Annotated in this window: 12 protein-coding genes; 7 read left to right on the top strand and 5 right to left on the bottom strand. The window is 74.7% G+C overall.

Annotation, left to right across the window (positions count from 1 at the left end):
- Positions 1-169: 169 nt before the first annotated feature.
- Both AB0O19_RS01570 and AB0O19_RS01575 read right to left on the bottom strand, forming a co-directional pair.
- Positions 170-1,315 carry an aminotransferase class I/II-fold pyridoxal phosphate-dependent enzyme gene (locus AB0O19_RS01570; RefSeq protein WP_363616854.1) on the bottom strand — a complete coding sequence of 382 codons (1,146 nt, stop codon included), beginning with the start codon at positions 1,313-1,315 and terminating at the stop codon, positions 170-172.
- 73 nt (positions 1,316-1,388) lie between these two features.
- Positions 1,389-1,853, bottom strand: a complete 465-nt coding sequence (locus tag AB0O19_RS01575; RefSeq protein ID WP_363616856.1) for an SRPBCC family protein — start codon at positions 1,851-1,853, stop codon at positions 1,389-1,391.
- Positions 1,854-2,129: 276 nt separating this feature from the next.
- On the opposite strand from AB0O19_RS01575, the gene AB0O19_RS01580 reads away from it, so the two are divergent.
- The 3 genes from AB0O19_RS01580 to AB0O19_RS01590 all read left to right on the top strand — a co-directional run bounded on the left by AB0O19_RS01580 (position 2,130) and on the right by AB0O19_RS01590 (position 8,863).
- Positions 2,130-2,936, top strand: a complete 807-nt coding sequence (locus AB0O19_RS01580) for an SAM-dependent methyltransferase (RefSeq protein WP_363616858.1) — start codon at positions 2,130-2,132, stop codon at positions 2,934-2,936.
- Between the two features lie 157 nt (positions 2,937-3,093).
- The gene (locus tag AB0O19_RS01585; protein ID WP_363616860.1) at positions 3,094-5,208 is read left to right on the top strand and encodes an EAL domain-containing protein; all 2,115 of its coding nucleotides are present in this window, start codon (positions 3,094-3,096) and stop codon (positions 5,206-5,208) included.
- 232 nt (positions 5,209-5,440) lie between these two features.
- Positions 5,441-8,863, top strand: a complete 3,423-nt coding sequence (locus AB0O19_RS01590; protein WP_363616862.1) for a hypothetical protein — start codon at positions 5,441-5,443, stop codon at positions 8,861-8,863.
- Between the two features lie 27 nt (positions 8,864-8,890).
- Here the strand turns inward: AB0O19_RS01590 and ribA are convergent, their stop codons facing one another.
- Positions 8,891-9,520, bottom strand: a complete 630-nt coding sequence (gene ribA, locus AB0O19_RS01595) for a GTP cyclohydrolase II (protein WP_363616864.1) — start codon at positions 9,518-9,520, stop codon at positions 8,891-8,893.
- 349 nt (positions 9,521-9,869) lie between these two features.
- On the opposite strand from ribA, the gene gdhA reads away from it, so the two are divergent.
- The 4 genes from gdhA to AB0O19_RS01615 all read left to right on the top strand — a co-directional run bounded on the left by gdhA (position 9,870) and on the right by AB0O19_RS01615 (position 14,259).
- On the top strand, positions 9,870-11,258 hold the full coding sequence (gdhA, locus tag AB0O19_RS01600; RefSeq protein WP_363616866.1) for an NADP-specific glutamate dehydrogenase: 1,389 nt from the start codon (positions 9,870-9,872) through the stop codon (positions 11,256-11,258).
- A 138-nt stretch (positions 11,259-11,396) separates the two neighbouring features.
- Positions 11,397-12,266 carry an AraC family transcriptional regulator gene (locus tag AB0O19_RS01605; protein ID WP_363616867.1) on the top strand — a complete coding sequence of 290 codons (870 nt, stop codon included), beginning with the start codon at positions 11,397-11,399 and terminating at the stop codon, positions 12,264-12,266.
- Positions 12,267-12,509: 243 nt separating this feature from the next.
- A complete protein-coding gene (locus AB0O19_RS01610) occupies positions 12,510-13,418 on the top strand; it encodes an NADP-dependent oxidoreductase (RefSeq protein WP_363616869.1) in 909 nt (302 codons plus the stop codon).
- 76 nt (positions 13,419-13,494) lie between these two features.
- Positions 13,495-14,259: a VOC family protein gene (locus tag AB0O19_RS01615; RefSeq protein ID WP_363616871.1), complete on the top strand. Its 765-nt coding sequence runs from the start codon at positions 13,495-13,497 to the stop codon at positions 14,257-14,259.
- 76 nt (positions 14,260-14,335) lie between these two features.
- Here AB0O19_RS01615 and lnt read toward each other — a convergent pair whose 3' ends face one another.
- Both lnt and cobN read right to left on the bottom strand, forming a co-directional pair.
- On the bottom strand, positions 14,336-16,006 hold the full coding sequence (lnt, locus tag AB0O19_RS01620; RefSeq protein WP_363616873.1) for an apolipoprotein N-acyltransferase: 1,671 nt from the start codon (positions 16,004-16,006) through the stop codon (positions 14,336-14,338).
- Positions 16,007-16,095: 89 nt separating this feature from the next.
- Complete coding sequence (gene cobN / locus AB0O19_RS01625; RefSeq protein ID WP_363616875.1) at positions 16,096-19,794, bottom strand: cobaltochelatase subunit CobN; 3,699 nt, start codon at positions 19,792-19,794, stop codon at positions 16,096-16,098.
- Positions 19,795-20,071: the final 277 nt, after the last annotated feature.

A 20,071-nucleotide genomic window follows, 5' to 3' on the forward strand; every position in this document is an offset into this window, starting at 1 on the left:
ATCGGGTGAATCCGGGGATCCGGGGCGGTTTTCCGGGCGTGCGCGGGGGCGCTGGGTGGGGCGTGCGCGGGGTTGCCGGGCGGGGCCTCGGGCGCGGGTGCCGGGAGGGTGCGTCGGGGAGCAGCGGGCAGGGGTGCGGGGTTGCCGGGCGGGGTGGCCCGGTGTTCGGTCACCGCCGGTCGAGGCGCTCCAGGACGGCGTCCAGCACCGGGCCCGGCAGGGCGTAGTTCAGCCGCAGCGCGCCCCGGCCGCCGGGGCCGAACTCGGCGCCGTCCGAGGCCTCCAGGCCGTAGCGCTCCAGCAGCGCCCGGCGGGCCCCGTCCGGCGGCAGCCCCAGGGCGGCGGCGTCCAGCCAGAGCAGGTAGGAGGACCGCGGCGCGGAGCGGACGGCGGGCCCCAGCCGGCCGGTGAGCCGGACGCGGGCGGCGACGAGGTGGGCGAGCAGCGCGTCCAGCCACGGCCCGCCCTCGGCCAGCGCCGCCCGCTGGACGGTCTGCTCCAGCAGGCCGCCCTCCCAGAGGCCGAAGCCGGCCAGCACCTCGGTGAACCGGGCGCGCAGGCCCGGATCGGGGACGAGCGCGAAACTGCTCGGCAGGCCGGAGCAGTTGAAGGTCTTGCCGACCGAGTTCAGCGTGACCACCCGGGGCCGGAGCGCCGCGTCGACGGTGGCCACCGCCACCGGGTGGACGTACCCGGGGTGGGTGAGATCGCCGTGCACCTCGTCCGAGACCAGCAACGCGCCGGCCTCCGCCGCCCGCTCGGCGAGGGCCCGCAGGTCGGCGGCCGGCCAGACCCGGGCGGAGGGGTTGTGCGGGCTGCTCAGCAGGACGGCTCCGGCCGGGTGGGGGAGCGGACCGCCCGGGAGCCGGTAGCCGTCCGGGCCGGAGGTCAGGGGCAGTTCCCGGTACGGGAGGCCGGCCGCCCGGCACAGCTGGGCGAAGCCGCCCCACTCCGGTGTCGGGAACAGCACCGGCGCCTGCGGGCGCACGGTCTCCAGCAGCAGGCGCAGGGCGGTGCGCGGGCCGCAGGGCAGCAGCAGCACCCAGTCCGGATCCACCTCGACGCCGTGCCGCGAGCGGTACCAGCGGGCCACCAGCGCCCGCCCGGCCGGGTCGCACACCGTGTACCCGTACGCGCGGTGGCGGGCCCGGCGCTCCAGCGCGGCGGCCACAGCCGGCGGTCCGGGCAGGTCCATGTCCGCCAGGCCCATCGCGATCACCCCGGGCGCCCCCGCGCGGGCCCACTTGCTGCTGCCCGTCCCGGTCCGGTCGAAGGGGGCCGCGAAGCCGAACGCGTCCGGTGCGGTGGTGGGCATGACGGCCTCCGGTGGTCGGGGGTGCGCCGCCACGCTAGAGCCGGACGGGTGCCGGCCGCCACCGGCCGCGTGGTCACCCGTTCGCCGGCCCGCTCCCGCTGCCCAGGTGTGCCGCCAGCCCCCGCCGCCCCCGGCGCATCATCACCGCGTGGTTGGCCCGGAACAGCGGGTGCAGGGGCAGGGCGAGGCGGCGCAGCAGGGGTTTGCCGGGGCGGGTGTCCTCCTCGAAGAGCACGCGGCTGCCCGGCCCGTCCGAGGTGACGGTGAACCGTGACCACCCGGTGAGATCGCCCCGCATGACCGCCTCCAGCACTCCGGCGGCCCGGTCGCGCCGTCGCGCCTCCACGCGGATCACCAGCCGGTACGGCAGCAGCGCGCGCACCACGAGGTCCCCGGACTCCTCGCCGGTCTGCCGGACTTCGAGGACCTCGGGCCACCACAGCGGGTAACTCCGCACGTCCTCCAGCGCCGCGTACACGTCGGGGGCCGGCGCCGCGAGTCGCCACGTGCCCCGGAAGCGGTAGTGGTTGGGGTCCACGCGCCCCACCCTAGAGCGCCACGGTCCGGGGCCGGCCCGTTTCGGTCGGGTTCCCTCGTCGACAGCCGGGCCCTACGGTGGCCCGGCCGTCGGCGGGACCGGTGCCGGTGAGACGGGAGGGGAACGCTCCGTAAACGTCGCATGCCAGGAGGGAGGTGTTCCGCTTGCAGCCGTTCGGGGTGCAGGGGAGGATCTTGTGTGCTTGTAGTCTCGTCTGTCACAGCAGTTGTCGCGAGGCACTGCATCCCCGGAAAACGGAGTGAAGGAGTCACAGGCATGCGGCGACCGAGCTGGGTACCGGAGGGCACGGACCTGGACAAACCGAACGCCGCGCGGGTCTACGACTACTACCTGGGGGGCTCGCACAACTTCGAGGTCGACCGGGAGATGGCGCGCAAGGCGATGGCCCTGTGGCCGGAGCTGCCGCAGATCATGCGCTCCAACCGGGCCTTCCTGCGGCGGGCCGTGTCCTACCTGTCCGAGCGCGGCGTCACCCGCTTCCTGGACATCGGCTCCGGCATCCCGACCTTCGGCGCGGTGCACGAGATCGCCCGCGCGATCCGCCCCGAGGCGACGGTCCTCTACGTGGACCGGGACCCGGTCGCCGTCGCGCACAGCCGCCTGCTGCTGGAGGACGACCCCGGCAGCGAGGTCGTCCAGGCCGACCTGCGCGACGTCCACGACCTGCTGGCCCGCCCCGAGGTGGCCGCGCTGCTGGCGCAGGGCGAGCCGGTGGCCGTCCTGCTGGTCGCCGTCGCGCACTTCGTCACCGACGACGAGGACCCGTGGAAGCTGATCGGCACGCTCCGTGACGCGCTCCCGCCCGGCAGCGCGCTGGTCCTCTCGCACGCCTCCCTGGAGGGCCGCCCGGACCAGGCGGAGGACCACCAGGAGCTCTACCGCAAGACGCCGACCCCGCTGACCATGCGCACCCACGAGCAGATCAGCGGGATGTTCGCCGGCTTCGAGCTGGTCGAACCGGGCGTGGTCTACCTGCCGCAGTGGCGTCCGGACCAGCCGGAGACGGTCGGCGAGCACCCCGAGCGGATGACCGGGGTGGCGGGCGTGGGGTTCCGCCCTTGAGCGGACGGATCGGGCGAGTGACCGACGGCCGCGGGCTCCGCGAAGCGGCCGCCGGTCCCCCCGCCGTGCCCGCCGCGCGGACCACTGCTCACCCCGCCCGGACCGCTGCCCGCGCCGGCCACCCCGCAGCGGTGACCGCGTGCACCCGGGTGGACGCATGAGCGCCGCCCCGGTGTCCGGCGGCGCCGAACGGTTCCACGAGGCCTGGGCACGACTGCTCTCCGCCGACCACGGCACGGCCGTCCACCCCGGGCTGCTCGGCCGCCTCACCGCCCGGACCGCCGCCCTGCTCCACCGCGCGCAGCTGGGCGAGCCGTTCGAGCCCCGGCTGGCCGAGCAGGCCGGCGCGGAACTGGTCGACGCGCACTTCACCGACCCGGTGGTGCTGGCCCGGGCGGTGGAGCTGCTCCAGGCGCAGCCGCTCGGCGACGACCGCGGCCCGGCCCTGACCGGCGCCTTCGCGGCCGGTTGGGCCGCCGCCCTGCGCGAGCGCACGCTGCGGGAGCAGGAGGCGATCCGCACCGCCGCCGACACCGCCCGCAAGGAGGCCGAGCGGGCGCTGCGCGCCTCCGAGGCCCGGTTCCGGGCGCTGTTCGAGAGCGCCGCCATCGGGATCGGCATCGGCGACACCGACGGCAACATCCTGGCGGTCAACAAGGCGCTCCAGGAGCTGTTCGGCGCGAGCCCGGAGGACATGACCGGCCGCCGGGTCGGCGATCTCGTCCACCCCGAGGACACCCCGGGCGTGTGGGAGGCGTACGAGGAGCTGATCAGCGGCAAGCGGGACTACTTCCAGTTCGACAAGCCGTACTACCGCCAGGACGGCGAGGTGGTCTGGACCCATCTGACCGTCTCGCTGATCCGCGACGACGACGGCGTCCCGCAGTACCAGGTCGCGATGCTGGAGGACGTCACCGACCGCTACCGGCTCCAGGAGCGGCTGCGCCACCAGGCCACCCACGACCCGCTGACCGGCCTGCCGAACCGGGCGGCCTTCTTCGAGCGGCTGGAGAAGCTGTTCGAGGATCCGGATCCGGGCGCCAGGTTCGGCCTCTGCTACGTCGACCTCGACGGCTTCAAGGTGGTCAACGACAGCCTCGGCCACGACACCGGGGACCAGCTGCTGTCCGCCGTGGCGGCCCGGCTGAAGGCCGCGCTCAACCCGCTCGGCCACCTGGTGGCCCGGCTCGGCGGCGACGAGTTCGTGGTGCTGCTGGAGAACTGCCGGGGCGAGCAGGAGGCCGTCGCGGCGGCGAAGACGGTGCTCAAGGCGCTGGCCGGGCCGGTGCTGATCGGCGACCACAAGCTGGCCGTGGGCGCGAGCGTCGGTGTGCTGGAGCGGCGGGTGTCCACCACCACCCCGGGCGCGGCCGTCCGGGCCGCCGACCTGACGCTGTACCGGGCCAAGGAGGCCGGCCGCGGCCGCTGGACGCTGTTCGACCCCAAGGAGAACGCCCGCGCGGTCAGCCGCTACGCGGTGTCGGTGCGGATGCCGGCCGCCCTCGACCGGGGCGAGTTCTTCATCGACTACCAGCCGCTGTACGCGCTGGCGGACGGCCGGCTGGCCGCGGTGGAGGCGCTGGTGCGCTGGCGCCACCCGCAGCTCGGCGTCCTCGGCCCGGACGAGTTCGTGACCACCGCCGAGGAGACCGGGCTGATCATGCCGCTCGGCCGCTGGGTGCTGGAGCAGGCCTGTGGCCAGGCCGCGGACTGGGTCAAACGGTTCGGCGACGCCGCGCCGCAGCTGAACGTCAACCTGGCGGTCCGCCAGGCGCGCAGCGCGGCGCTCGTCACCGACCTCGGCCGGATCCTCGACACGACCGGCCTCGAACCGGCCAGGCTGCAACTGGAGATCACCGAGTCGACCGTGGTCGGGCCCGAGGACGAGGCGCTGCGCACCCTGCACGGGCTGGTGGACCTCGGCGTGTCGCTGGCCGTGGACGACTTCGGCACCGGCTGGTCCAACCTCGCGTACCTGCGCGACCTGCCGGTCTCCGGGCTGAAGATCGCCGGTTCCTTCGTCGGAGACCTGCACGATCCGGAGAAGGACGAGTCCACCGGGTGGCGGATCGTCAGCGGCCTGGTGTCGATGGCGCACGCGCTCGGGCTGACCGTCACCGCCGAGGGCGTGGAGACCCGCAAGGACGCCGAACGGCTTCGGACCATCGGCTGCGACTGGGCCCAGGGCTGGCACTTCGGCCGCCCGGTGCGGCCGGACGAGATCGCCCGCCGGATCGCGGAGGAGCCCCGGGGGCGCCCGGTCGGGGGCTGACGCGTCGGGGGCGTCGGTTCCGCGGCCGGAGGGGACAGGGTCGGGCAGGTGGGGGAGGCCCGCGGCGGCGTTCGGCGGCGTTCGTGCAACCGCTCGGTCGCGTTCCGGAAAATCGGCCAACACCACGACCCACCATGCGGGATGATGGCGCGTCAAAATCACCACCCGGGGCCGTGCGGCGCGCGGCTACGGCCCCGCGCCGGCCCCGGGAAGCGGGGAGGAGAGCGCCGCCATGGCCACACCGGAGGACGCCGGCCCGGCCGACGACGACCGACGAGGCCCCTGGCCGGAGAGCGGCCCCGGGGCCCGGCCCGAGCCCCCGACCAGGGCGGACCGGCGGCCGTGGGGGCGGCGCCTCGGTGTCGTGCCGGACCGGCCGTCCCGGCTCGGCGCCGTCCCGCGCACCCGGACGGACCCCGACGCCGCGACCGGGCGGGAGCCGGACGGCGGGGCCCGCTTCGACCCGGAGGCGCCGACCAGGGTCCAGCGGGCCGCACCGGAGCGGGTCGACCCGGAGGCGCCGACCAGGGTCCAGCGGCGCGCGGGCACCGGGCGCGCCGCCGCCCCCGGCTGGGCCGACAACGTCGGCCCAGGGCCCAGCCGGAGCGGCGAGGGCCCCGTGGGCGGGGTGTCAGGGGGTGGGATATCGAAGGGCGGGGCGCCGGAGGGTGCGGGGCCCACCGGCGGACGGTTCGCGGGCGCTTTCCCGGACGCCCTGCGCGGCCGCTTCGACCCGCTCGGCGTGGCCGGCTCCGGCACCGAGGGCACCGTCTGGCACGTCCGGCGCACCGACGGCGGCGGCGAGGCCGCGGTGAAGGTGACGGCCGCCGGCCAGTCCATGGACGCCGACCTGCTCGGCTACCTGCGCAACGACGACTACCGCCGCCACGTCCCGCACATCGTCGACTTCGGGCGGGTCGGCCACCACGGCGCCGAACTCGACTGGGTGGCCATGGAGTACCTGCCGGTCACCCTCGCCGACCACTTCGCCGAACTGCGCGAGCGCGGCCGGCACACCGACCCGCGGGAGGCCGAGCGGATCGTCTACGAGCTCGTCGCCCTGCTCGACTTCTGGCAACGGCGGATCGAGCGCAACCCGCTGGACTTCAAGCCGGCCAACGTGCTGGTCCGCCCCGGCCGCGCGCCCGGGGAGTTCGTGATAGCCGACTTCGGCGGCGTCGCCCGGCTCACCGCCAGCCGCCGCTTCACGCCCGAGACGATCGTCACCATCCCGTACATGGCCCCCGAGCTCCTGGCCGGCCGCAATCACGAGGCCGGGCCCTGGTGGGCGCTCGGCAACGTCCTGTACGAGCTGTTCACCGGCCGCCCCCGCTTCCTCGGCGCGGACGGCCTGCTGATCAGCGACGAGGTGCTGCAGCTGGAACTGGTCCTGGGGGACGAGGTCGACCTCTCCGCCCTCGCCGACCCCCGCCAACTGCTGCTCCTCCAAGGGCTGTTCACCAAGAACCCGGAGGACCGCTGGACCGCCCCGCAGGTCCGCAGCTGGCTGGCCGGCGGCAGTCCCGCGGTGGTCCGGCGACAGGCCCGGGCCGACACCGGCCGCACCCACCGGCCGATCACCTTCCTCGGCTCCCCCTTCACCGATCCGGCCAAGCTCGCCGAGGTCCTGCTCCGGCGCTCCGGCGACGCGGCCCGCTGGCTCTCCGCCGGGGGAGCGGAGCGGTTGCGCGACTGGCTGCGCGACGACGTCCAGGACAACGTCTTCGACCTGCACCACCTGACCGACGTCGCCCGGGCGCCCGGCTCCCGCCGCGACGCGGCGGCCGCCCTCGCGGTGCTCGCCTTCGGCGCCGCCTTCGCTCCCTCCGCCACCCCCTACTACCTCGACCGCCCGATCGACACCCCCGGGCTGGAACGCATCGCCACCGAAGCGGACGGCGCCGTGTTCATCGACGCGCTGGTCCGGGGCGGCGCCCCGGCCGTCGCCGCCCGCTACGACTGCTTCCACCCCGAGTGCTCCGGCGAACACTGCTCCCGACTGCTCGCCCTGGCCCGGCTCCCGGACGTCCTGGCCGAAGTGGACCGTGCCGCCCGCACCGTCGGCGGCGGCCGGCGGGGCGGCGACGGGCTCAGCCCGCAGGAGCGCGAGGAGGCACACCGGCTGGTGGTGTGGCTGAGCGTGCGCCCCGAGGAACGCGACCGGCTGCTCGGCCGGCTCTCGCCGCTGCCCACCGCCCTGCACCGGCTGCCGCTGCCCGAACGGATGGCGGAGCTCGCCGCCCTCGTCGCGGCGGTGGTGGTGGACGCGGCCCTGGCCGCCGGCTCCGGGATCCGCACGGCCGTACGCGCCGCGGTGCGCCGGCCCGCGCCGGACCCGACCGCCGCGCCGGAGGCGGTCCGGCGCCGCTGGTCGGCGTTGCGGCGGCGGGCGGTGGGCGCCGACCCGGGGGACGACGCCGGGCGCGCGGCCCTGGTCGCCGCCGAGACGCTGCGCCCGCGCGGCCGGGGCCGGGGCGAGCGGCCCGACGACGCGGAGGGCCGGGAGGGCGGGGCAGGGCGGGAGAGCCGGGCCGGCCGGGACCGGTGGCTGGGGCGGCTGTGGCAGGGCGGGCGTGGACGGACGCCGGTGGACTGGGCGGCCCGGCTGCGGGCGTGGTGGCCGCACGCCCGGACCGGCCTGCCGCGCCGGGCGGGCGCCGTGCTGCTGCTGTTCCTCGCGCTCGGGTTGCTGCTGTGGGCGGGGGCGGTGTTCCGCTACCCCGTCGAGGCCGGGGTCCAGCTCAGGATCTCGCCGGACGGCGCCTTCGGCGGGCCGTTGAGGAAGGCCGGCGAGCACGCGGCCCAGCAGGTGGTCGGCCAACTGGGGGCGGCGCTGGTCGCCGCCGCCGTCCTGGCCTTCTTCCCCGCCGGGGTCGGCCTCGGCACGGCGGCCCTGACCGGCGTCGGGGCCTTCGCCATCGGCTACCTGCGGCTCGGACCGCCGATGACGGGCCTGGAGATGCCGAGACCGGTGGCCGAGCGGGTGGTGATGTTCGAGGGCGGGATGGGCAGTTGGGCCGGCCTCGCGGCGGTGGCGGCGATCGTGGCGTCGTTCGCGCTGATCGAGCGCGCGGCGGACCGGCTGCTGAAGCCCGCGCACGAGGCCCGGCGGCAGGTGCGCGAGGCCTGGCGGCGGCTCGCCGGGCGGGGCGCGGCGGCACGGTGGGACGGCAAGCAGTGGCGGACGGGCCCCGTGGGCGCCCGTGACCGCGCGCTGTTCGCGCTCGGGAGCACCTGTGTGCTGGCCCTGCTGCTGTGGGCGGCGGTCGAGGTGCGGCTGGCGGCCACCGGGCACCACCCGACGCCGGCCTCCTGGGGGACCGGCCGGACCGGCGCGGCCTACCAGTCCGGGTTCGTCGTCCTGCTGGCCGTCGTCTCCCTCGCGAGCACCCTGGGGACGCCGGGCACCGCCCGGGCGCTCCTCGGCTGCTGGATCCCCGCCACCCTGGTGCTCGGCGCCTGGCCCGGACCGCTCGGCCCGGTCGAGGCGCTGCGGATCCCGGTGTTCAAGGGGCAGTTCGCGGCCGTCGCGGAGTTCTGGGGGCACGGCGCGTTCTGGGCCGCGCTGCTGGTCGCGCTCCCGCTCGCGGCGTACGGGGTGCTGCGCACGGTCCGGGCGCAGCGGGCGGGTGCGGGGGCGGGGGTGGACGGCTGACGGCTGACGGTCCGGCCGTCATCCGGCTCAGCCGACCAGCCGGGACAGTTCGATCGAGTGCCCGGTCCGTTCCGCCTTCGCCCGCAGGTAGCGCACGTTGCTCGCGGACAGGTGCACGCCGGTCGGCACCCGCCGCCGCACGGTGATCCCGAGGTCGGCCAGCTGCTGCGCCTTGTCCGGGTTGTTGCTCAGCAGGTCGATGCCGGTGGCGCCGAGGGTGGTGAGCATCTGGGCGGCGGCGGTGTAGTCCCGGCCGTCCTCGGGCAGGCCGAGCGCCGTGTTGGCGTCGTACGTGTCCAATCCGGAGTCCTGCAAGGAGTAGGCCTCCAGCTTGTTGTAGAGCCCGATGCCCCGGCCCTCCTGCCGTAGGTACAGCAGGTAGCCGCCGGCCTCGGTGATCCGCTCGACCGACTCGCGCAGCTGCGGGCCGCAGTCGCAGCGGTCCGAGCCGAAGACGTCGCCGGTCAGGCACTCCGAGTGCAGGCGCACCAGCGGCGTCCCGCCCTCCGGCACCTCGCCGAACGCGAGCGCCAGGTGTTCGGCGCCGTCGGCGAGGTCGTGGAAGGTGAGGGCCTCCGCCTCGGCGCGGTAGCCGTCGGAGAAGGTCAGCGGGATGCGCACACGCGAGCGCACCGTGGCGGGACCGGGCTGCGGCATGGGTGGGCCTCCGTCGATGAGGAGATGGGTCGGCGAACCGACGAACCGATGGGGTCGAGAGGGGCGGGCCGGGTGGCCCGGGGTGGAGCGGATGTCGATGACCGTACTCGGTAGTTCCAATTTGAACAACTAAATACCGCCCGTGCCCGATGCGACTACGGACCGTGGTTCAGCCGGGCTCCGCGCGGACGCGAGGGCGCTGGTGGATCGTACGGTCCGCGAGGCGTGGGGGTTTCAGCATGTGGATGCGTCGGGAGCCGGACCGTGGACACTGCGAGGATTCCCCCGTTTCCTGGGCACGGGAATGCCTCGCGAACGAGCACCGACGACCACGGAAGGTCCTGATCAGATGCCCACAACCCCTCCCGCCGCCACCTCCCCGACCTCCTTCGACGCCGAGCAGCGCGTGATCGAGGCGCTCTACGCGGACGTGGTCCGCCGGAACAGGGGTGAGACGGAGTTCCACCAGGCGGTCCACGAGGTCCTGGAGACCCTCGGGCCGGTGCTCGCCCGCCGCCCCGAGTTCGTCGACGCCCGGATCATCGAGCGGATCTGCGAGCCCGAGCGGCAGCTCATGTTCCGGGTGCCGTGGACGGACGACTCCGGCGACATCCACGTGAACCGGGGCTTCCGGGTGGAGTTCAGCAGCGTCCTCGGCCCGTACAAGGGCGGGCTCCGCTTCCACCCCTCGGTGAACCTCGGCATCGTCAAGTTCCTCGGCTTCGAGCAGATCTTCAAGAACGCGCTCACCGGGCTGTCGATCGGCGGCGGCAAGGGCGGCTCCGACTTCGACCCCAAGGGCCGCTCGGACGCCGAGGTCATGCGGTTCTGCCAGTCCTTCATGACCGAGCTGTACCGCCACCTCGGCGAGCACACCGATGTCCCCGCCGGGGACATCGGCGTCGGCGGCCGGGAGATCGGCTACCTGTTCGGCCAGTACAAGCGGATCACCAACCGCTACGAGACCGGCGTGCTCACCGGCAAGGGCCTCGGCTGGGGCGGCGCGCAGGCCAGGACCGAGGCGACCGGCTACGGCTGCGTGCTGTTCACCGCCGAGATGCTGCACAGCCGCGGCGAGAGCCTGGACGGGCGCCGGGTCGTCGTCTCCGGCTCCGGCAACGTCGCCATCTACGCGATCGAGAAGGCGCAGCAGCTCGGCGCGACCGTGCTCACCTGCTCCGACTCCACCGGCTACGTGGTGGACGAGAAGGGCATCGACCTCGCGCTCCTCAAGGAGGTCAAGGAGGTCCGGCGCGGCCGGGTCGCCGACTACGCCGAACTGCGCGGCAGTCACGTCCGGTTCGTCGAGGGCCCGGGCGTGTGGAGCGTGCCCTGCGACGTCGCGCTGCCCTGCGCCACCCAGAACGAGCTGACCGGGACGGACGCGCTGGCCCTGGTGCGGGGCGGGGTGCTGGCGGTCGCCGAGGGGGCCAACATGCCCACCACCCCGGAGGCGGTCCGGGTGTTCCAGGAAGCCGGGGTGGCCTTCGGCCCGGGCAAGGCGGCGAACGCGGGCGGCGTCGCCACCAGCGCCCTGGAGATGCAGCAGAACGCCTCGCGCGACTCCTGGACCTTCGCCCGCACCGAGGAGCGGCTGGCCGGGATCATGAAGCACATCCACGACTCCTGCTTCACCACCGCCGAGCGCTACGGCCACCCGGGCGACTACGTGGTGGGCGCGAACATCGCCGGCTTCGAGCTGGTCGGGGACGCGATGCTGGCCCAGGGCCTGATCTGAGTCCTGTCGGCCGGCGCCGACGGCGCGACTCGCCGTCACCCGGGGATCGGTACCCGACCGGATCGGGCACCGATTGTCGGGTGCGGCAGGGTGGGTCCTTCCTACGGTGGTGATCAGTAAGGGAAGGACGGGGTCGGAGTGCTGGAACACCTGAACCGGGCGATGGATCACATCGAACGGAACCTGGACCAGGAGGTCGAGGTCGCCGAGCTGGCCCGGATCGCGATGACGTCGGAGTACCACTTCCGGCGGCTGTTCTCGATGCTCTCCGGGATGCCGCTGTCGGACTACGTCCGGCGCCGGCGGTTGACCGTCGCCGGGGCCGAAGTCCTCGGCGGGGAGCGGACGTTGCTGGAGGTCGCGATCCGGTACGGCTACACCTCGGGGGAGGCGTTCGCCCGGGCGTTCCGGGCGATGCACGGGGTCGGGCCCGGTGAGGCCCGGCGCGAGGGCGCGGTGCTCAAGTCCCAACCCCGGATGTCCTTCCGACTCGTCGTGGAGGGAAGCAGCAGTATGGAATACCGGATCATCGAGCAGCCGGACTTCCGGATCATCGGTCGGCGGGCTCGGGTCCCGCTGGTGCACGAGGGGGTGAACCCGGCCATCGCCTCGTTCATCAAGGGGCTCGGTCAGGAGACCGTCGACCGGATCTCGGCGCTCTCGGGCCGTGAGCCGGAAGGCATCCTCTCGGTCACCGAGTTCTTCTCGGAGAGCCGCGAAGAGGGTGTCGAACTCGACTACTACCACGCGGTGGTGGCGGACGCGGGCACCGTCGTCCCGGACGGCCTGGACGTTCGGGAGGTGCCGGCGGGGACCTGGGCGGCCTTCTCCAACACCGGGACCTTCCCGAAGGCCCTCCAGGAGATGTGGCGGGACGTCTTCACGCAGTGGTTCCCGTCCAATCCGTACGAGTTCCGGCCGGGGCCGGAGATCCTGCGTACCCGGTTCCTGCCGGACGGCCAGGCGGAAGCCCAGCTGTGGATCCCGGTGGCACGGGCGCTGCGCTGACGGACGGCCGTTGACAGCTGACAACTGACAAAAAACAGATGACAGATAACAGATTTCGAAATCTGTTATCTGTCATCTGTTTTTTGTTCGCCCGCCAATGCCCGCCAACGCCCACTGCCGCCGCCCGCCGCCCCGCCCGCCCCCGTTCGGCCCAGCAGCGCCCGCACCCGTCCTCCCCCGCCCGCATGCTGGGGCGGGGGAGGACGGGGGATCGCAGCCGCTACCCGAGGAGTGGGATCACCGATGGCCAAGGCATTCGGCTTCGTCGACTACGGCGGGCCGGAGACACAGGAGTTCCTGGACCGCCCGGCGCTGGAGCCCGGCCCCGGGCAACTGGCGATCGCGGTCGGTGCGGCCGGGGTGAACCCGGTGGACTGGAAGATCCGCACGGGCCTGCTCGGCCGGGAGGGCGAACTCCCCGCCGTCATGGGCCAGGAGGCCTCGGGCGTGGTCCTGCAAGTCGGCCCCGGGGTCACCGGGTTCACCCCGGGCGATGAGGTGTTCGGCCTCGCGGCCGCCGGTGCCTACGCCGAACAGACGCTGATGCTCGCCGAGTTGAGTGCCCTCAAACCCGAGGGTGTCGGCTTCGACCAGGCCGCCGTCCTGCCGGTGTCGGCGGCCACCGCGGACGACGCCGTCCGTGACCTCGGCCTCGGCGCCGGCCGGATGCTGCTGATCCTCGGCATCGCCGGCGGTGTCGGCAGCGCGGCCGCCCAGATCGCCCGCAGTCGCGGCCTGACCGTCCTCGGCACCGCGAGCGACGCCAACCGCGCGTACGTGGAGTCCCTCGGGGCGGTGCCGGTCCGCTACGGCGACGGCGTCGTCGAACGGATCGCGGCCGCGGCGCCCGACGGCGTCGACGGCATCCTCGACCTGGTCGGCGGCGACGCCCTGCGGGCCGCCGCCCCCGTGCGCACGGACCGTACGGAGCTGGTCAGCACCGCCGACCCGGCCACCGTGACGGAACTCGGCGGCCGCTACATCACCCGCTCGACGACGTCCGAGACCCTGTCCGCGCTGGCGGCCCTGGTCGCCGCCGGTGAGCTGGACCCGCACATCACCGGCCGCTACCCGCTGGCCCGGGCCGCCGAGGCGCTCGCCTTCGTCGAGTCCGGCCACGCCAGCGGCAAGGTGGTCATCGAGGTCGCTTGACTCGAATCAAGAGTGACGATCAGTCAGTGAAGACCGAGAGATCGAGAACCGAGAGAAGAAGTCGAGAGAAGAAGCCATGAAGCAGAACTCCGTGACCATCGGCGGCCCCTGCTGGGTCGAGCTGGGCACCTCCGACCCGGCCGCCGCCAGCACCTTCTACAGCGAGTTGTTCGGCTGGCGGGCCGAGGCCGACGTGCGCCCCGAGGCCAACGGCTACACCCAGATGTTCCTCGGCGACGCCCCGGCGGCCGCCGTCAGCCCGCGGTTCGCGCCGCAGCAGCCCATCGCCTGGTCGACCTGCTTCGCGGTCACCGACACCGACGCCACCGTCGCGAAGGTCGAGGACGCCGGCGGCAAGGTCCTGAAGGAGCCCACCGACGCGTCCGACCTCGGCCGCTTCGCGGTGGTCGGGGACAGCTCCGGCGCGGTCTTCCTGCTCTGGCAGGCCCGCGCGTTCGCGGGCGCCGGGGTGTTCAACGAGCCGGGCTCGCTCGGCTGGGTGGAACTGCTCACCCGCGACCCGGCCGGTGCGACCGCCTTCTACCCGGCGGTCTTCGGCTGGTCCGTCAGCCCGTCCGAGCAGTACACCCAGTGGGGCCTGGGCGGCGAGGACTTCGGCGGCATGCTGGTGATGGACGACCGCTTTCCGCCGCAGGTGCCGCCGCACTGGCTGCCGTACTTCTCGGTCGCCGACGTCGACAACACCGTCGCCCGGGCGAGCGGCCTCGGCGCGGACGTGCTGATGGCGGCCACCGACGTGCCGGGCGGCCCCCGGATCGCCGTGCTGCGCGACCCGCAGGGCGCGTCGTTCGGCGTCTACCTGGCCGGCACCGAGGGCTGACCCGCCGGAGGCCACGCCCCTGCCCACGCCCCTGCCGAGGACCCCGCCGCCCTCACGCCGGGCGCAGCCTCCGCCCTCACGCCGGGCGCCGACTGCGGCTGGAGCGCCACGCCGCCGCCGTCGCGCCCGCCGTGACGAGCAGCGCGCCGATCGGCACCACGTCGCCGATCCGGTCGTACCAGGTCAGCGTCCCGGGCTCGGTGAGCGGCAGTCGGACGGTCAGCGCTCCGGTGCCGTCGGTACCGAGCCGGGCGAGCTCGCGGCCCTGCGCGTCGAAGGCCGCCGACACCCCGGTCAGCGAGGCCTGCACGGCCGGCCGGCCCGTCTCGGCGGCCCGGATCGCCGCCAGCGAGACGTGCTGTTCGGGTGCCCAGGTGTGCTGGAAGGTCGAGGTGGAGGACTGGTAGACCAGCACCCGGGCGCCGTCCCGCGCGGCGGTGCGGGCCAGGTCGGGGAAGGCCGACTCGAAGCAGATCAGCGCGCCGACCGGCAGCGGCCCGCCGGCCCGGTCGGTGGCCGGCAGGACGTGGAAGGCGGTGCCGGGCGCCCGGTTCTCGCCGGCCGCCCGGCTGACGCCGGCGATCCAGCCGAGCACCGGCCGCAGCGGGATGTACTCGCCGAAGGGCACCAGCCGGATCTTGCGGTAGCGGTCCAGCACGCCCGCGGGGGAGACCAGCACCGCGTCCTTGGAGATCCGCCCGTCCGCCTTGCGGGCGTCCTCCCCGGCGATGATCTGCGCCCCGGTGACGGTGGAGAGTCGGCGCAGCCGGTCGAGCGCGGCCGGGTCGCGGTCGAGGTCGGCGGTGGTGCTGCTCTCGCCCCAGACGACCAGGTCCACCGGCTGCCCGCCGAGCGCGGCGGTGGCCTGGGCGCTGGCCTCGAACCGGGCCTGCGGGTCGTCCACGATGCCGGGCTGGACCAGCGCGACGGTGATCGCCCCGGCCGGGGCGGGGGCGTCTCGCAGCGCGAACAGCAGCGGGCCGGCGGCCAGGACCAGGACGGTGGTCAGCGCCGCGAGGGCGCGCGGCCGCCGGTGCACGGCGGTCAGGACGATCAGCACCCCGGTGTTGGCGGCCGCGACGGCCGCGCTGACCAGCCAGATCCCGCCGGTCGAGGCCAGCCCGAGGATCGCCGGGTGCTGCCACTGGGTGGCGCCGAGCAGCGCCCACGGCCCGCCGAGCGCGTCCCAGGAGCGCGCGTACTCGGTGGTCACCCAGACCGCCGGGACGACGAGCAGCGCGAGCAGTGCCCGACGGCCGGTCAGCGGCGGGTGCAGCAGCCGGTGGACGGCGTACCCGAAGCCGCCCTGGAGCGCCCCGAACAGCACGGCGAGCACCGGTAGTCCCGGCCCGATGGACGGGACCAGCCAGTACATCGCGGTCAGGATGAAGCCCGCCCCGAACCACCACCCGCGCACCGCCGCCTCCCGCCCGCCGGGCGCGCGCTGCATCAGCAGCATCCCGGGGACGAGCGCGATCCACGCCAGCCAGGCCTGCCCCGGTGCCGGGAAGGCGAGCACCGGTACGGCCCCGGCCGCCAGGGCACCGAACCGCGCGCGGTAGCGGTGCGGGCGCGCCTGCGGGTGGCCGCCGTGTCCGGGGTGCCCGCCGTGTTCGGAGTGCCCGGGAGGTTCGGGGCGCCGGGGGTGCCCGGGATCCGAGGAGTGTCCGGAGTGCCCGGGGTGATCGGGGTGCGAGGAGTGCGGCGTGCGCCGGGCGGGGCTGGTGAGGGCGAGGCGGCGGGGCATGCCCCGTATTGTCCGCTTGGACGGACTACGCCACCAGTGTTCCTGTCACCCGAATGGGCTACGGGAACACTGGTGGCCACCCCCGTGACTCAGCCCTCGTCGCCCTCCAGGTCCCCCTCGGTCTCCAGGAACGCGGCCTGCAACTGCGCGATCAGCTCCGGGTCGGGCTGCTCCCACAGCCCGCGGCTGGCCGCCTCCAGCAGCCGCTCGCTGATCCCGTGCAGCGCCCACGGGTTGGCGCCGGTCAGGAACTCCCGGTTGACCGGGTCGAGCACGTACTCCTGGGTGAGCTTCTCGTACATCCAGTCCGCGACCACGCCCGTCGTGGCGTCGTAGCCGAACAGGTAGTCCACCGTCGCGGCCATCTCGAACGCGCCCTTGTACCCGTGCCGGCGCATCGCCTCGATCCAGCGCGGATTGACCACCCGGGCGCGGAAGACGCGGGCGGCCTCCTCGGTCAGCGTCCGGGTGCGGACCGTCTCCGGGCGGGTCGAGTCGCCGATGTAGGCGGTCGGCGCCTTGCCGGTGAGCGCCCGGACGGTGGCCACCATGCCGCCGTGGTACTGGAAGTAGTCGTCCGAGTCGGCGATGTCGTGCTCGCGGGTGTCGGTGTTCTTCGCGGCGACGGTGATGCGCTTGTACGCGGTCTCCATCTCCTCGCGGGCCGGCCGCCCGTCCAGCCCGCGGCCGTAGGCGTAGCCGCCCCAGACCGTGTACACCTCGGCCAGGTCGGCGTCGGTGCGCCAGTCCCGGCTGTCGATCAGCTGGAGCAGGCCCGCGCCGTAGGTGCCCGGGCGGGAGCCGAAGACGCGGACGGTGGCCTTGCGCTCGTCGCCGTGCACCGCGAGGTCGGCCTGGACGTGGGCGCGCACGAAGTTCTGCTCCGCCGGCTCCTCCTGGGCGGCGGCGAGGCGCACCGCGTCGTCCAGCAGGGCGACCACGTGCGGGAAGGCGTCGCGGAAGAAGCCGGAGATGCGCAGCGTCACGTCGATGCGCGGGCGGCCCAGCTCGGCGAGGGTGATCGGCTCCAGGCCGGTGACCCGGCGCGAGGCGTCGTCCCAGACCGGGCGGACGCCGAGCAGGGCGAAGGCCTCGGCGATGTCGTCGCCGGCGGTGCGCATCGCGCTGGTGCCCCACAGCGACAGCCCGACCGAGGGCGGGTAGGCGCCGTCGTTGTCGGCGGTGTACCGCTCGACCAGCGAGGTGGCGAGCGCCTGGCCGGTCTCCCAGGCGAGCTTGCTCGGGACGGCCTTCGGGTCGACGGAGTAGAAGTTGCGGCCGGTCGGCAGCACGTTGACCAGGCCGCGCAGCGGCGAGCCGGACGGCCCGGCCGGGACGAAGCCGCCGCGCAGCGCGTGCAGCACGGCGTCCAGCTCGTCGGTGGTGGCGGCCAGTCGCGGCACCACCTGGGTGGCGGCGAAGGTCAGCACCTCGTGGACGGCCTCCGGCAGCCCGGCGGCGACCTTCTCCACCGCCTCGACCGCCCAGTCCTGCGCCTCCATGGCCTCGACCAGGGCGCGGGCCTGGGCCTCGGCGGCGTCGGTGGCCCCGAGGGTGAGCGCGGCCTCGTCCAGCCCGAGCGCCTCGCGCAGGCCCGGCAGCGCGCTGACGCCGCCCCAGATCTGGCGGGCGCGCAGGATGGCGAGCACGATGTTGACCCGGTCGGTGCCGGCCGGCGCCTGGCCGAGGACGTGCAGGCCGTCGCGGATCTGGGCGTCCTTGATCTCGCACAGCCAGCCGTCGACGTGCAGCAGGAAGTCGTCGAAGCCGTCGTCCTCGGGGCGCTCGTCCAGGCCGAGGTCGTGGTCCAGCTTGGCGGCCTGGATGAGGGTCCAGATCTGCGCGCGGATCGCGGGTAGCTTGGCCGGGTCCATCGCGGCGATGTTGGAGTGCTCGTCCAGCAGCTGCTCCAGGCGGGCGATGTCGCCGTAGGAGTCGGCGCGGGCCATCGGCGGGACGAGGTGGTCGACCAGGGTGGCGTGGGCGCGGCGCTTGGCCTGGGTGCCCTCGCCCGGGTCGTTGACCAGGAACGGGTAGATCAGCGGCAGATCGCCCAGGACGGCGTCCGGGCCGCACTCGGCGGACAGCGCGGCGGTCTTGCCGGGCAGCCACTCCAGGTTTCCGTGCTTGCCGAGGTGGATGACGGCGTGCGCGCCGAACCCGCCGTCGGCCTGCGCGGCCTCGATCCAGCGGTAGGCGGCCAGGTAGTGGTGGCTCGGCGGCAGGTCGGGGTCGTGGTAGATGGCGACGGGGTTCTCGCCGAAACCGCGCGGCGGCTGGATCAGGACGAGCAGGTTCCCGGAGCGGATCGCGGCCAGCACGATGTCGCCGTCCGGGTTCTGCGAGCGGTCGACGTAGAGCTCGCCGGGGGCCGGGCCCCAGTGCTCCTCGACCTGCTCGCGCAGCGTCTGGGGGAGCGTGGCGTACCAGCGGCGGTAGTCGGCGGCGGGGATGCGCACCGGGTTGCGGGCCAGCTGGTCCTCGGTGAGCCAGTCCTGGTCGTAGCCGCCGGCGGCGATCAGGGCGTGGATCAGGGCGTCGCCCTCGTGGGAGGCGTCGAGCGAGGAGTCCTGGGACGCGTCGTGGGAGCCCTCGCGGGAGCCGTCGGAGGACGCGTCGTGGGAGCCGTCGTGGCCGTCCCCGTTCGTTCCGTCCAGCCCGGGGAGGTCCGAACCCAGGTCCATGCCCTCCGCGCGCAGCCGGTTCAGCAGGCGGATCGCGCTGGCCGGGGTGTCCAGGCCGACGGCGTTGCCGACCCGGGCGTGCTTGGTCGGGTAGGCGGACAGCACGAGCGCGAGGCGGCGCTCGGCGGCCGGGATGTGCCGCAGCCGGGCGTGCTTGACGGCGGTGCCGGCCACCCGGGCGGCGCGCTCCGGGTCGGCGGCGTAGACGGTGAGGCCGTCCTCGTCCAGTTCCTTGAAGGAGAACGGGACGCTGATCAGCCGGCCGTCGAACTCCGGCACCGCGATCTGGGTGGCGGTGTCCAGCGGGGACAGGCCGTCGTCGCTGGCCTCCCACTGGGCACGCGACCAGGTGAGGCAGAGCGCCTGGAGGATCGGCCGGTCCAGGGCGGCGAGCGCGCCCGCGTCCCAGGCCTCCTCGTCGCCGCCGGCCTGCGCGTCCGCCGGGCGGGTGCCGCCGGCGGCGAGCACGGTGGTGACGAGCGCGTCGGCCTCGCCGAGCGCGGCCAGCAGTTCGGGCTCGGCGCCGCGCAGCGAGGCGCAGTAGTAGGCCCTGGCCTGCGCGCCCTGGTCCTCGATCGCCCGGCAGAGCGTCTCGACGAAGGCGGTGTTGCCGCTCATGTGGTGGGCGCGGTAGTAGAGCACCGCGACCGTCGGGCCGTCCTGCGTACGGGCTTCGCGCTCCAGCGGCCCCCAGGCCGGGGCGGAGGCGGGCGGGGCGAAGCCGTGGCCGGTCAGCAGCACGGTGTCGGAGAGGAAGGCGGCCAGCTCGGCGAGGTTGGCGGCGCCGCCGTGCGCGAGGTAGGCGTGCGCCTCGGCGGCGATGCCGGCCGGGACGGTGGACAGCTCCATCAGCTGGGCGTCGGGGGCCTGTTCACCGGTCAGCACGATCACCGGGCGGGGGCCGGCCAGCAGCGTGTCCAGGCCCTCCTGCCAGGCGCGGCGACCGCCGAGCAGGCGGACCACGACGAGGTCGGTGCCCTCCAGCAGCGCGGGCAGGTCCTCGGGGGTGAGCCGGGCCGGGTTGCCGAGCCGGTAGCGGACCGGGCCCTCGGCGGCGCGGGCACTGAGCAGGTCGGTGTCGGACGTCGACAGCAGCAGGATCATGCGAAGGCCCTCCCGGCCTCGGAGCCGCCCCGAGCCGAAGGGCGCGCCGGCGTGGAAAGTGACGAGTGACGAGCGGCGGACGAAAACGCGTGGTGCGCGGCGGACGAAGGCGCGTGGCATCTGGCGGACGAAAGCGGGCGCCGGCGCGTGGCCGGCGAGGACGAGTGACGACCCGCGACCGGCGAAGGAGTGCGACGGCGCGTGGCCGGCGGCCGAAGGGGCGCCGAGGCGTCGGCGAAGCGCCCGGAGTCGGGCGGGCGTGAGGCGCCCGGGGACC

Origin of the sequence: Kitasatospora sp. NPDC091276, assembly GCF_040684355.1 — a bacterium.
GTDB lineage: Bacteria > Actinomycetota > Actinomycetes > Streptomycetales > Streptomycetaceae > Kitasatospora.